Source organism: Avibacterium paragallinarum, assembly GCF_011765605.1.
GTDB classification, from domain to species: domain Bacteria; phylum Pseudomonadota; class Gammaproteobacteria; order Enterobacterales; family Pasteurellaceae; genus Avibacterium; species Avibacterium paragallinarum.
This window is the reverse complement of sequence record NZ_CP050316.1, coordinates 2,422,236-2,436,327: the sequence shown is the minus strand read 5'-3', so window position 1 is coordinate 2,436,327 and position 14,092 is coordinate 2,422,236. Positions and strand designations below refer to the sequence as shown.

12 protein-coding genes and 1 pseudogene are annotated in these 14,092 nt (G+C 43.6%); 9 read left to right on the top strand and 4 right to left on the bottom strand.

Annotated features, from left to right (window positions below; all coding sequences use genetic code 11):
• Positions 1 to 35: 35 nt before the first annotated feature.
• Positions 36 to 715, bottom strand: a pseudogene (pnuC, locus tag HBL79_RS11835) (nicotinamide riboside transporter PnuC).
• Positions 716 to 953: 238 nt separating this feature from the next.
• Between pnuC and rapA the strand changes: the two are divergent.
• From rapA to HBL79_RS11795, 8 genes are all read left to right on the top strand, one after another.
• Complete coding sequence (rapA, locus tag HBL79_RS11830; RefSeq protein ID WP_035687916.1) at positions 954 to 3,848, top strand: RNA polymerase-associated protein RapA; 2,895 nt, start codon at positions 954 to 956, stop codon at positions 3,846 to 3,848.
• The gene (gene rluA / locus HBL79_RS11825) at positions 3,848 to 4,507 is read left to right on the top strand and encodes a bifunctional tRNA pseudouridine(32) synthase/23S rRNA pseudouridine(746) synthase RluA (protein WP_017805441.1); all 660 of its coding nucleotides are present in this window, start codon (positions 3,848 to 3,850) and stop codon (positions 4,505 to 4,507) included. Before rapA ends, rluA begins: the two co-directional genes overlap by 1 nt.
• Before the next feature lie 93 nt (positions 4,508 to 4,600).
• Positions 4,601 to 5,167: a Der GTPase-activating protein YihI gene (gene yihI / locus HBL79_RS11820; RefSeq protein WP_035687914.1), complete on the top strand. Its 567-nt coding sequence runs from the start codon at positions 4,601 to 4,603 to the stop codon at positions 5,165 to 5,167.
• Positions 5,168 to 5,170: 3 nt separating this feature from the next.
• A complete protein-coding gene (locus HBL79_RS11815) occupies positions 5,171 to 5,605 on the top strand; it encodes a DUF2489 domain-containing protein (RefSeq protein WP_017805443.1) in 435 nt (144 codons plus the stop codon).
• A 10-nt stretch (positions 5,606 to 5,615) separates the two neighbouring features.
• Complete coding sequence (hemN, locus tag HBL79_RS11810) at positions 5,616 to 6,983, top strand: oxygen-independent coproporphyrinogen III oxidase (RefSeq protein ID WP_035687912.1); 1,368 nt, start codon at positions 5,616 to 5,618, stop codon at positions 6,981 to 6,983.
• Positions 6,984 to 7,183: 200 nt separating this feature from the next.
• Entirely contained in the window at positions 7,184 to 7,966 is a 783-nt protein-coding gene (locus HBL79_RS11805; protein WP_035687909.1) for an amino acid ABC transporter substrate-binding protein, read from the top strand.
• A gap of 22 nt (positions 7,967 to 7,988) precedes the next feature.
• A complete protein-coding gene (locus HBL79_RS11800; RefSeq protein ID WP_370539156.1) occupies positions 7,989 to 8,672 on the top strand; it encodes an amino acid ABC transporter permease in 684 nt (227 codons plus the stop codon).
• 10 nt (positions 8,673 to 8,682) lie between these two features.
• The gene (locus HBL79_RS11795; protein ID WP_035687904.1) at positions 8,683 to 9,435 is read left to right on the top strand and encodes an amino acid ABC transporter ATP-binding protein; all 753 of its coding nucleotides are present in this window, start codon (positions 8,683 to 8,685) and stop codon (positions 9,433 to 9,435) included.
• Between the two features lie 397 nt (positions 9,436 to 9,832).
• Here the strand turns inward: HBL79_RS11795 and proS are convergent, their stop codons facing one another.
• Both proS and HBL79_RS11785 read right to left on the bottom strand, forming a co-directional pair.
• Positions 9,833 to 11,548: a proline--tRNA ligase gene (gene proS / locus HBL79_RS11790; protein ID WP_035687902.1), complete on the bottom strand. Its 1,716-nt coding sequence runs from the start codon at positions 11,546 to 11,548 to the stop codon at positions 9,833 to 9,835.
• A 382-nt stretch (positions 11,549 to 11,930) separates the two neighbouring features.
• Positions 11,931 to 13,067: an RNA-guided endonuclease InsQ/TnpB family protein gene (locus HBL79_RS11785; RefSeq protein WP_035687926.1), complete on the bottom strand. Its 1,137-nt coding sequence runs from the start codon at positions 13,065 to 13,067 to the stop codon at positions 11,931 to 11,933.
• Positions 13,068 to 13,113: 46 nt separating this feature from the next.
• Between HBL79_RS11785 and tnpA the strand changes: the two genes are divergently transcribed.
• On the top strand, positions 13,114 to 13,530 hold the full coding sequence (tnpA, locus tag HBL79_RS11780; protein WP_017805755.1) for an IS200/IS605 family transposase: 417 nt from the start codon (positions 13,114 to 13,116) through the stop codon (positions 13,528 to 13,530).
• 81 nt (positions 13,531 to 13,611) lie between these two features.
• Here the strand turns inward: tnpA and recX are convergent, their stop codons facing one another.
• Positions 13,612 to 14,067, bottom strand: coding sequence for a recombination regulator RecX (recX, locus tag HBL79_RS11775; RefSeq protein ID WP_035687900.1), 456 nt, complete (start codon positions 14,065 to 14,067; stop codon positions 13,612 to 13,614).
• Positions 14,068 to 14,092 lie beyond the last annotated feature (25 nt).

Sequence of the window (14,092 nt, the reverse complement as noted above, 5' to 3'; positions counted from 1 at the left end):
CCAAGTTTTTTATTTTACTAAGTGCGGTCGTTTTTTTACGCATTTTTCGCCAATTTCGACCAGTTATAATACCCATATAAGGAGTTAAGCAAATAAGCACCGTACATTAAATACATCGCTGGGTTTCAGCCCAAAGGATCACGGAAAGAATGTTGATGATGATCCATAAAATCCACTGTTCGCTGTAACGCAAGATCATCAGTAGTTGAGCGGCGATAACCAGCACGGTGGTAACGCCATCAAGCCCGATGGAATTGCCGTCAGTGGTTTTAAGAATACTGATGAACGCGATAGAGCCCAATGATACAAGGGCAATTAAGGTTGTCCAGCCTTTAGCGGTGAGGAATTTCGCAATGACAGTTTCGCTTTGTGCCACATTGTTACGCATATTTTCTTTCCACAAGAAATAACCGATAAATTGTGCGGGGATGTAAACATAAAGGGTGGTAGTCATTTCGCCATAGAATTTGTTGTCGAGAGAAACATAAAAATAGCTATAAGCAAAAATCAAGCCGAATAAGTAGTTACTGATTTTTCCTTTGCCGACAAAAACAACGCATAAAATGCCTGAAATGCCTGCCAATGCTTCTAGCCAAGACACGGGAGATTGCACATAGGCGAAAACTTGTGCCGCGATAAAGAGGAAAAGCCATACCACTTCAAAGGGTTTCCAGCCGCCAAAAAATTCATTTTTAAGTGTTTGTGAAAGATTCATTACATTATCCTTAATAGGTTAGATGAAAAAACCTTGCGATTTTTACACCGCACTTCCCCAAAGTCAAGGATAAGCTACATTTTATTTTATAATTTGTGATAACTCTCAAATTTTTATCTATATTTTCATTTCTTTTTTGTCGCAAGATCGTTAAAATAGCCGCCTTTTTTGTCAGCAGATATTGGCGAGATGGCTTTGTCGCTGTTGTGTCGTAATAAAAATAATAAGAGTAAATGTTATGTCCTTTATAGTTGGTCAGCGTTGGATTAGTGAAAGTGAAAATGATCTTGGGTTGGGATTAATCAGTGAAGTCAATCATCGTACGGTTACGGTGAGCTTCCCCGCCGCCGAAGAAATTCGGATTTATGCCCTCGATAATGCCCCGCTCGTACGCGTGTTGTTTCAGGTGGGCGATGAAATCCGCCATAAAGAAGGCTGGAGTGGCGTGGCCATTGAAGTGCTAAATCATAACGGGCTAGCGTTCTATTTAGTGAAAAAAGACGACGGGCAAGAGGCGATGTTGCAAGAGGCGGAACTCAGCCCGCTAATCACCTTCAGCAAGCCACAAGAGCGTTTATTTGCGGGACAAATCGATCGGGCTAGCCATTTTGTATTGCGTTATCGAGCGTTGCAACAGCGTCAAGCCCAATTTCAATCGCCGTTACGCGGGTTGCGTGGCATTCGTGGCGGCTTAATTCCGCACCAGTTGCATATTGCCAAAGAAGTGGGGCAGCGAATTGCTCCGCGTGTTTTGCTCGCTGATGAAGTGGGACTGGGGAAAACCATTGAAGCGGGTATGATTTTGCAACAGCAACTTTTTGCTGAAAAAGCGGAGCGAATGCTGATTATTGTGCCAGAAACCTTGCAACATCAATGGCTTGTGGAAATGCTCCGCCGTTTTAATTTGCATTTTTCCTTGTTTGATGAAGAGCGTTGTGTCGATTTTGATGGGCTTGATGGGGGCGTGGCGAGCAATCCATTCAAAACCGAGCAACTGATTATTTGTGCGTTGGATTGGCTAGTGCAAGAACCAAAACGAGCCGAACAGCTTGCCAACGCGGATTTTGATTTGCTGATTGTGGACGAAGCCCATCATTTGGCGTGGTCTGAACAAGCTCCAAGTTTGGCTTATCAAATCGTTGAGCAACTGACGAAGCACATTCCCGCGGTGCTACTTCTTACTGCCACCCCTGAACAATTAGGGCAAGAAAGCCATTTCGCCCGCTTAAAATTGCTCGATTCCGATCGCTTTTATGATTACAACGCTTTTATGCAAGAACAACAGCATTATCAACCCGTGGCAGAGGCGGTGAACGGCTTGCTCAGCGATCAGCCACTGAGTAACGTAGAGCAACAACATTTAGCCGCCTTGCTTTCCGAGCAAGATATTCAAGGTTTATTGCAAGATCTTGATCAAGAAGAGAAAAAAGCCCAAGCTCGGCAGACGCTGATCGAAAATTTACTCGATCGCCACGGTACAAGCCGTTTATTGTTCCGCAATACCCGCCAAGGGGTGAAAGGTTTTCCGCAACGCCATTATCACGCCATCACCCTGCCATTGCCAAAGCAATACCGCAATGCCATTGGCGTGTTGAATTTATTGGGCGAAGTGAAAAGTGCGGATCTTTTTTACCCTGAACAGATTTTCCAAAAAATGAACCCCGATGTCGCGTGGTGGGATTTCGATCCCCGTGTGGAATGGTTGATTGAATTTTTGACTTCACACCGCGAAGAAAAAGTGCTGGTGATTTGTCATCAAGCACAAACAGCGATCCAACTGGAGCAAGCGTTGCGTGAAAAAGAAGCCATTCGCAGTGCAGTGTTCCACCAAAATATGTCTATTGTGGAACGAGATAAAGCGGCAGCATATTTTGCTCAGCAAGAAGAAGGCGCACAAGTGTTGCTCACCTCAAGCATTGGCTCTGAGGGGCGAAATTTCCAATTCGCCCATCATTTGGTGCTGTTTAACTTGCCTGATAATCCCGATTTATTGGAACAGTGCATCGGGCGTTTAGATCGCATCGGGCAAAAGCAAGACATCGAGATTTACGCCCCTTGCTTTGCTGACAGCCCGCAAGTGTTGCTCGCCCAGTGGTATCATCAAGGCTTGAATGCGTTTGAAGAAACCTGCCCGATGGGGGCGACGCTGTTTGAAAAGTGCGGTGCAAAATTACAACAGTTTTTACAGCAAAATACGGCGGACGACGCGTTTAATGATTTTGTTGCCGAAACTAGAACCGAGCGTGATGCCTTGAAAACCCAGCTCTATCAAGGGCGAGATCGCTTATTGGAAATCAACTCCAATGGTGGCACGCAAGCCGCTGAGCTTGCCGCAGCCATTGCGGAGCAAGATGGCTCAAGCGAATTAATCAATTTCACCTTAAATTTATTTGATATTATCGGCGTGGAGCAAGAAGATCTCGGCGAGAAAAGCATCGTTATTCACCCCACAGGCACAATGCTCGTGCCAGATTTCCCAGGCTTGAAAGAAGAGGGCGTAACCGTAACCTTCGATCGCGATCTCGCGGTGGCAAGGGAAGAGGTAGAATTTCTCACTTGGGATCACCCAATGATTCGCAACGGCATTGATTTGATTACCGATGGCGATATTGGCAAAACTGCCGTATCATTGCTCATCAATAACGATCTGCCAGTGGGATCACTGTGGCTTGAACTGATTTATATTGTCGAAGCCCAAGCACCACGTGGCTTACAACTTACCCGCTTCCTTCCGCCAACACCGGTGCGATTGCTGATCGATGGCAAGGGCAATAATTTAGCGGGAAAAGTGGGCTTTGAGCTGTTGCAAAAACAACTCAAGCCGATGGGCAAACAAATGGCAAGCAAAGTGCTGAAAATGTTGCGTCCTGCCATTGAGCAATTATTGCAAGCGGGCGAAAAACACATTGGCGACACCGCCCAACAGCTCATTACGCAGGCACAACAGCGTGCGGAGCAATGCCTTGATAGCGAGCTAACCCGTTTGCAGGCGTTAAAGCAGGTGAATAAAAACATTCGCCAAGATGAAATTGACACATTAAGCACGCAACGTAGCCAAATTCTTGAGCATTTGCATAATGCCTCGTGGCGATTGGACAGCCTGCGTGTGGTCATCAGTAATAAGAGTAAATAATGGCATTAATTGATTACAATCCCCCGCAAGAACCTTGGTTAGACGTGATCTATCACGACAACCACATTTTATTAGTAAATAAACCCAGCGGGCTGCTTTCCGTCCTAGGCAATCAGCCCCAATATTACGACAGTGCAATGTCGCGGGTAAAAGAAAAATACGGTTTTTGCGAACCCGCTCACCGCCTTGATATGGCGACCAGTGGGATTTTGCTGTTCGCGATGAGTAAGCTGGCGGATAAAGAACTCAAGCGTCAGTTTCGTGAACGTGAGCCGAAAAAATCCTATCAAGCCTTAGTGTGGGGGCATTTAGAGGCGGAGAATGGCACGGTGGATCTGCCCTTGATTTGCGATTGGGAAAACCGCCCGCGACAAAAGATTTGTTTTGAGCGGGGGAAAAGTGCGGTAACAAAATTTGAGGTTTTACAACGCCTCCCCAATAACAGCACAAGGGTGAAGCTCACCCCAATTACAGGGCGTTCGCACCAATTAAGGCTACATATGCTTGCCCTTGGCCACCCTATTTTAGGCGATAAGTTTTATGCGCACCCACAAGCGAAAGCGATGTCGCCACGTTTGTGTTTGCACGCCCAATCCTTACAAATTCGCCACCCTTTAACGGGCGAAATAATGAATTTCACGGCAGATGTACCGTTTTAATTCATTCTAACCAATCACAGAAATAATGCGGAGAATTGGTGATTTAATGCTACAATTCTCCCCAATTCATTTTTACCAAATAGTAGAGAAATTATGTCCCGTCAAAAAAAAACACGCCGTATCACGGATATTATGCCGACACGCAAAGCGGATAAACCTGCACAAAGCCCCGCGAAATCTCGTGGGTGGAAACTCACCCGCTATGAATTAGATGCCAAAGCCCGTGAAGAAAAAAGAAAGAAAAAACACAAAGGCTTAGCGGCGGGATCGCGTCATAGTAGCCAAGGGGAAAATAAACCCTTGGAGCAAAATCAGGTGCAAGATCCCCGCGTTGGTAGCCGTAAAAAAATCCCATTAGTGGTGGAATTTGTCAATAAACCTGAAAAAGGAATGACCATTCCGCCCGTGGAAGTTACAAAACCGAAAGCCCTTGATCCTATGGTGGAACTTGAACAGCTTGAAAACAACGAATGTTTAAATGATTTGTTGGATCAGCTTGAAGCAGGCAAAACCTTAAATGCCAAAGATCAAGCCTTTGTAGACGAATGCCTTGATCGCATCGCTCAATTAATGGACGAGCTTGGCATTAAAGATGAAGAAGAAAATGCGGAAGATTTATACCGCACTTTTGAAACCATTGATATTAATCAGTTTAAATAATTTATGTGGATTTATCTTTTAATTGCCCTCGGGCTTTTGATTATTGTGGGAATGGCCGCTTATGCGGTGAAATTATTGCGTGCGTTGAAAAGCCAAAAGAAGGCGTTAGAAAATGCACGCTTGGTGCGTGTAAAACGCCTAAAAGAGAGTATTGAGATTATCGCCCGTGCAATGCAAAATGGCGATTGTAATCTTTCTGAAGGCGTGATTCGCCTCAAAATGTTGCTTGATCCGCTAGGCATTAAAATCGCCAGCTATCCCGCGATGGGTGAGCTTTATGAGGTGGTGAAAGAAATGCCAACCCATCAAGCGAGAACCGCATTGAAAAAGAACGAACGTATGCGTTTAGATCTTACCCGTGAGAGTGCGGAGGCGGAGCTTGAGGCAAAAATAACGTTGGAATTAGATCAATTATTGTTGGATATGAAAAATTTTTAGGGGGAAATTAATGTCTGGAACTATGTGGGATTCCGCGTTAATTCAAAAATATAACTATTCTGGGCCGCGTTATACTTCGTATCCTACGGCATTGGAATTTAACGAAAATTATAACGAACAAGATTTCCAAGCTGCCGCCGAGCGTTACCCAACTCGCCCGCTGTCGCTGTATGTGCATATCCCGTTTTGTCATAAACTTTGCTATTTTTGTGCTTGTAACAAAATCATCACCCGTCATCAGCACAAAGCGGATATTTATCTCGATTATTTAGAAAAAGAAATCAAAAATCGTGCCGCACTTTTCCGCAATCGCAAGGTAACCCAAGTGCATTGGGGCGGTGGTACACCGACCTATCTCACTGAGCAACAATCCAGCCGTTTAATGGCAATGTTGCGTGAGCATTTTCATTTTGCCGATAACGCGGAAATCAGTATCGAAATGGATCCGCGTAAAATTGAGTTGGACACCCTCGATCATTTACGCAAAATCGGCTTTAACCGTATTAGTATGGGCGTGCAGGATTTTAACAAAGCGGTGCAAAAAGCGGTGAACCGCGAACAGGACGAAAACTTTATTCAAGCCTTATTGGAACGGGCAAGAGCCTTGGGCTTTCAATCCACCAATTTAGATTTAATTTATGGCTTGCCCTTGCAAAATGTGGAAAGTTTTATGTTCACGCTTCAAAAAGTGATCGAGCTGAATCCCGATCGTTTGAGCGTGTTCAACTACGCCCATTTGCCGAGCCGTTTCGCAGGGCAAGCGAAGATCAAAGAGGATCAGCTCCCCGCCCCTGAAACCAAACTCACCATTTTGCAAAAAACCATTGAAACCTTAGAGGGTGCTGGCTACCGCTTTATTGGAATGGATCACTTTGCGAAACCTGATGATGAACTTGCGATAGCACAACAAAATGGCGTGCTACACCGCAATTTCCAAGGCTACACCACGCAAGAAGATGCCGATTTGCTAGGGCTTGGCGTTTCTGCAATTAGCCTGTTGGGCGACACTTACGCACAAAATCAAAAAGAACTAAAACATTATTACGCAGATATTGAGCAAAAAGGCACCGCACTTCACAAGGGCTTTGTAATGAGCCAAGAAGATTGCCTTCGCCGTGATGTGATCAAACAATTAATTTGTAATTTTAAATTGGATTATGCCCCCTTTGAACAACAATATGGCATTGATTTTAAACAGCATTTTGCCGAAGATTTAGCATTGCTCGCCCCACTGGCAGCGGACGGTTTAATTGAAATTGGCGAGCGGGGCTTACAGGTATCCCCTATTGGGCATTTGCTGATTCGCAATATCTGCTTGTGTTTTGATACTTACTCCCGACAGCAAGCCAGACGCCAACAGTTTTCGAGAATTATTTAATCTCAAATAATCCACTCAAAAGATTGTTTTGGGCGGATCAATGATGGGTTTGAGTATCTCGTGCTAGTCAAAGAAACTCTGCATATTTAACTTTTTTATAACATATTCCTTTAAGTTATTTGTAAATCCTTTTGTTTCTTTTACAATGCTTGGCATTGAAAAAACAAATTTGCTTCATTCTATTATTTGAGGAAAGTACTATGTTGAAAAAATTAACTTTTTTAGCCACCTCTGTATTGGCACTTTCAATGGCAAGCCAAGCATTCGCTGCCAACAGCTTACTTGATCGCATTAATAATAAAGGGACGATTACCGTAGGCACAGAAGGCACTTACGCCCCTTTCACTTACCACGATGCCAGCGGTAAATTAACGGGCTATGATGTGGAAGTTACCCGTGCCGTTGCAGAAAAACTCGGTGTAACTGTTGATTTTAAAGAAACCCAATGGGACGCAATGCTTGCGGGCTTAAAAGGCGGACGCTTTGACCTTGTAGCAAACCAAGTGGCACTCACCACCCCAGAACGCCAAGCGACCTTTGATAAATCTGAGCCTTATAGTTGGTCTGGTGCGATGTTATTGGCTCGCCAAGATGAAAATCGTATCCACAAAGTGGAAGATGTGAAAGGCTTAAAAGCAGCACAAACCCTCAGCTCAAACTATGGTGAGCTTGCAGTGAAATACGGTGCGGAAATTGTGCCGATTGACGGAATGGCACAAGGTTTATTGTTAATTCAACAAAAACGTGCCGATGTAACCTTTAATGATTCTTTAGCCTTATTGGATTATTTGAAGAAAAACCCAAATTCAGGCTTAAAACCATTTTGGGAATCCGCAGACAAAGTGGGGGCGGGCTTCGTTGTAAATAAAGGCAACGAGGAAGCACTGGCGAAAATTAGTGCAGCCATTGAAGAACTTCGTAATGATGGCACATTGAAAAAACTTGGTGAACAATTCTTCGGTAAAAATATCAGTGTTAAATAATTTCTTAGCTTCTTTACCCTTTATGACCGACGCGCGTGCTGAGCTGGTCATCAATGGGTTTCTTCCTATGGTTAAAGCGGCGGTATTGGTTTCAATACCGCTTGCTGTCGTTTCATTTATTTTCGGAATGATCATTGCGATCGGCGTGGCATTATTGCGTGTTACCCCTGTGAATGGCTGGCTGCACCGCGTTTTGTTGTCGATAGCGAAAGTCTATATCTCCATTATTCGCGGCACCCCAATATTGGTGCAAATCTCCGTGGTGTTTTACGGATTGCCCGCGTTAGGCATCTTTATTGATCCGATCCCAGCTGCGATTATTGGCTTTTCCCTCAATGTGGGGGCTTATGCTTCAGAAACCGTGCGTGCAGCAATTCAGTCTGTGCCTAAAGGACAATGGGAAGCGGGCTATACCATCGGTATGACTTATATGCAAACTTTCCGCCGTATTATCGCCCCGCAGGCTTTCCGCGTTGCCGTGCCGCCATTGAGCAATAGCTTTATTGGTTTGTTCAAAGATACCTCTTTGGCATCGGTGGTAACTGTAACGGAAATGTTCCGCGTCGCCCAGCAAATCGCCAATTCTTCTTATGATTTCCTACCCGTGTATATTGAAGCGGGGCTGGTTTATTGGTGCTTTTGCTTTGTGCTATTTATTATCCAAGCACGAGTAGAAAAACGCCTCGACCGCTATGTGGCACGTTAAGGAGAAAAGAATGATTAAAGTACGCAATATTCACAAAACATTCGGCGATAACCCCGTATTAAAAGGGATTGATCTAGATATTCATAAAGGCGAAGTGGTGGTGATTTTAGGCCCATCAGGCTCAGGGAAAACCACCTTTCTACGTTGCCTTAACGCCTTAGAATTACCAGAGCAAGGCACGATAGAATTTACTCAGCAAAACCCGCTTAAGGTGGATTTTGCTCAGGCAAACAGCGACAAAAGCATTCTTCCACTACGCCGTAAATCGGGAATGGTGTTCCAACAATACAACTTATTCCCCCACAAAACCGCGTTAGAAAATATTATGGAAGGCCCAATCCAAGTGCAAAAACGCGATCCCAAAATTGTTCGCCAAGAAGCTGAAGCCTTACTAAAGAAAGTGGGTTTGCTAGATAAAAAAGACCTCTACCCTTACCAACTATCAGGTGGGCAGCAACAACGTGTTGGTATCGCAAGAGCCTTAGCAATTCAGCCTGAATTAATGCTTTTTGACGAACCCACCTCCGCCCTTGACCCTGAACTTGTGCAAGACGTATTGAATACAATGAAAGAGCTTGCCAACGAAGGCTGGACAATGGTTGTGGTAACCCACGAAATCAAATTTGCCCTTGATGTGGCTGATGTGGTTGTGGTAATGGACGGTGGTGTGATTGTGGAACAAGGCTCACCGCAAGAATTGTTCGCCAACCCACAACACGAACGCACTAAGGCGTTTTTGCATCGGTTAAGAGCCGAAATATAAGAAATATAGTCAAGTCAAAGAAGTGTATTAATACCTTGCGAAAGCAAGGTTTTTTATGCAGTACGAAAACGACCACTACTAAATAAGTAATGCAATATATAGTCGTTTAAGTTCAAAATAAGACAAGGCAACAAGCCGCAGACAGTACAAATAGTACGGCAAGGCGAAGTAACGCAGTATTATTTTGAAATCAAACGACTATAGATTTCGGAATTAAAATAATTCAGAGCTACTCTGTATCAAAGTACTATTTGTGCTACTCTTGCCCGCTGCATTGCCTTCGGCTGAATTTAAACAACTATATTTTGAATATTTAATAACTATAATAAAAATCAGTTAATGCGTTTTCTGTATTTTAAATAAGAAATTGGGCGACATTTGCCGCCCACTAAATAAATTAAACCGTAATCTGTTGTTTCACAAATTCCACTAGTTGATCTTGGCTAATCATTTGTTTTTCGCCAGTTCGGCGATTTTTGTATTCAATTTCGCCATTTTGTAGGTTTTTCTCACCGAGAACCAACATATGCGGTACACCGATCAGTTCCATATCCGCAAACATCACGCCAGGGCGTTCTTTGCGATCGTCAAAAATCACTTCGATGCCTTCAGCAAGTAAAGTGCGGTATAAATTTTCAGCGAAATTGTGGACGCTTTCAGATTTGTGCATATTCATTGGCACAATGGCAACGGTGAAAGGGGCGATGGCATCTGTTGGCCAGATAATGCCGCGTTCATCGTGACTTTGTTCAATGGCAGCAGCCACGACACGGCTCACGCCAATACCATAACAGCCCATAATCATTGTTTGTGGGCGACCGTCTTCGCCTTGCACAGTGGCTTTCATCGCTTCAGAATACTTTGTTCCAAGTTGGAAAATATGTCCGACTTCAATCCCGCGTTTAATCTGTAATGTGCCTTTACCATCAGGGCTTGGATCACCCTCCACCACATTACGCAAATCTGCCACTTCTGGCATTGCAACATCGCGTTCCCAGTTGATGTTGAAATAATGCTTGCCGTCAATATTTGCCCCCGCTGAGAAATCGCTCATTAACGCGACACTGCGGTCGATAATCGCAGGGATTGGCAAATTCACAGGCCCTAGCGACCCAACACCCGCCCCAATTTTCGCTTTGATTTCTGCTTCGTCAGCAAATTCAAGGGGATCGGCAACTTGTGGTAATTTCTGGGCTTTGATTTCGTTGAGATTGTGATCGCCACGAATGATTAACGCGATTAATGGCTGTTCTTCGCAAGCCCCTTTCACAATGAGGGTTTTGACCGTTTTTTCCACTGGCACATTAAATTGCTCCACCAGTTCATTAATGGTTTTCGCATTTGGCGTATCCACCAATTCCATTGCTAAAGTTGGTGCATTGCGTTCACCTTGTACCACCGCTTCGGCAAGTTCAATATTCGCAGCGAAGTCAGACTCGGTAGAAAACACAATATCGTCTTCCCCGCTTTGAGCTAAAACTTGAAACTCGTGTGATGCACTTCCGCCGATTGAGCCAGTATCTGCCTGCACCGCACGGAAATCCAAGCCTAAACGTGAGAAAATATTGCTGTAAGTTTGATACATTACCTCATAGGTTTCTTGCAAACTTTCTTTCGTGGTGTGGAAAGAATAGGCATCTTTCATTAAAAATTCCCGTCCACGCATTACGCCAAAACGCGGACGAACTTCATCGCGGAACTTGGTTTGAATTTGGTATAAATTTAGCGGCAATTGTTTATATGAGCTGACTTCGCGGCGAACTAAGTCGGTAATCACTTCTTCGTGGGTTGGGCCAAGCACAAAATCACGCTGTCCGCGATCTTGGAAACGTAATAATTCAGGGCCATATTGCTCCCAGCGTTGCGACTCTTGCCAAAGCTCCGCAGGTTGCACAACGGGCATTTCTACTTCAATCGCCCCGCTTTTGTTCATTTCTTCACGCACAATATTTTCCACTTTTTTCAGCACGCGTAACCCTGTTGGCAACCAGTTATAAAGCCCCGAAGCTAAAGGACGAACCATTCCAGCCCGTAACATTAATTGGTGGCTCACCACCTGTGCGTCATTTGGGGTTTCTTTCAGAGTAGCAAATAAATATTGACTCGCTCGCATTGTTGTTTCCTATATTAATCATTTGAAAAAAATTGTCGTTAGTTTATCACTGAGTAGGGTTCACTCAAAGAAGAAAGGAGGAATTTGAGCGGAATATTTTATGCAAAAAATCCCCTCAAATGAATATTGTTCGCTGATGTTTTTATATCACCACGGCAATGGCAAAATAATATCGCATTACTTCGCGTTGGCGTATTATTTATCCAACCTGCGGAGCAACGACTTGTCTTGTTTTATTGACATCCTCCCCGCCCTAAAGGACGGGGATTCCTACTAGTGCCAATTGGCAAGCAATGGGCTACTCTCGCTGGGTTCTTGTTGCTGACCTCTCAATGAAGTTCACTTCACAAGCTCTACGGGCATGTCCTGCCCTGACATTTTATTACGCGTGGACGATAGCTCGCCCACGCCCCAATACATTTAACGCTCCAACCACATCGGCATTTTCTGTGTAGCCACATTCTACACACTCAAAATTAGCCTGTGTTTGGCGATTTTCTTTTGCTACATGACCACAACAAGGGCAAGTTCGGCTGCTATTTTGCGGCGGAACAGCCACTAAAAATCCACCTTGCCATTGCGTTTTGTAATCCAACTGACGGCGAAACTCAAACCACGATTGGTCGAGAATGGCTCGATTTAATCCTGATTTTGCGGCTACATTCTTGCCGTGTTGCTCTACTGTGCCTTTGGCGGATTTCGACATATTTGCCACTTGCAAAGCTTCAATGTAAATCATTGCGTGGTTTTTGCTGATTTGTGTTGAGATTTTATGTAAAAAGTCTTTACGACAATTGGTGATTTTATGATGCAATTTGGCGATTTTCGCCTTTAATTTCTGCCAATTTTGGCTAAATTTTACTTTATTTTTAAGCCTCTTTTGCAGTTTAGCCAATTTTCCTTTGTAAGTTTTAAAGGCGTTTAATGGCTCAAAAAATTCACCGTTTGAAAGCGTGGCAAAACGTGCAACGCCCATATCAATACCGATTTCACCGCCGTTGTGTATTGGAATTTGATATTCAAACTCAGTCTGAATACTGACAAAAAAGCGACCGCACTTTTGGCTGACGGTAACATTTTTGATTTCACCAACGATATCTCGGCTGTTGCGATAGCGAATCCAGCCAATCTTTGGCAGATACAAGCGGTTATTTTGTTGCTCTAATTTGCAACCTTGCGGAAAACGAAAGCTCTCTTTCATGCCTTTTTTCTTGAATTTTGGGAAGTCGGCACGTTTCTGAAAGAAATTTTTAAACGCACTTTCTAGGTCTTTTAAAGACTGTTGAAGCACTTGAGAATGGCATTCTTTTAGCCAAACTAATTCTTTTTTCCATTGTGGAAGCAAGTTGGCGATTTTAGTGTAACTGAACTTAAAGCTGTTATCTTGCTCGTATTGTTCATTTTGCCAAGCTAACGCCCGATTAAATACAAAACGAGAGCAACCACAGAACTGTTTAATTCTGCGGATTTGGCTGCCGTTTGGCATTATCTCGAATTTGAAGGCTTTGCGTAGTTGCATTGGACAAGGTTTAGAATGTAAGTTTTCCATATTTTACCCTTGGCCTATGCAAAAAGAAACAGAAATTAGGCACGGTAGACATTGTGTTTTTAATATGCATGTTCACTTAGTCTTTGTAACAAAATATCGCCGTGATGTTTTTACGAAAGCTATTTTAGACGAACTCAAATTGATTTTTGAAAGCGTCTGCAATGATTTTAAAGCAAAATTAGTTGAATTTGACGGTGAAGACGATCATGTTCATTTACTTGTGGAATATCCACCGAAAGTGGCTGTATCTACACTTGTAAACAGTTTAAAAGGTGTATCAAGCCGAATGATTAGGAAGAAAAACTACTCGAACATCCGCAAAAAACTTTGGGGTAATCAGCTGTGGTCTCCGTCTTATTTTGCGGGCTCTTGCGGTGGTGCACCTATTTCCATTATTCGCCAATACATTGAGCAACAACAAACACCTGATTAGTTAGGTTTGAAACGGCTTACGCCGTTTGTGCCTTATATCTCCGCCCTGAAGGACGGAGTTTTACGGCACATAATCTGATAATTAGAAATTTTCTTCACCTGATCCTACAAAATCAGCAAATTCTTCACTTTGAAAGCCGTGTGAGAGCATATAACGCCAAATTTTTTGTTTCATTTTGAAATCTTGTTCTTGTGCATAATGAGGAAACTTTTTGCGTAATACCGAATGAGCCACCGCAAACCAATCAATTTCACTTTCTGCCACTACCTCTTCTACCACCTCAGAAGCAATGCCTTTTAGCTGAAAAAGCTCTTGTTTAATACGGTTTAAGCCAAAGCCTTTTTGTGATCGGTAATGTAAATAGTTTTCCGTGAAACGCCGATCGCTCTGCCAGTTTTTTTCCTGACAAATTCGCAAAGCCTGTTCAATTTCTTCTTCGCTAAAGGCTTTTTCTTGCATTTTGCAACGCAATTCGTATTCGCTATATTCTCGGCGAGCGAGCAAATTCACGACATAATTCAGTGCGAGTGAAGCCATTATTTCCTCAGGTTAGACTTAACTT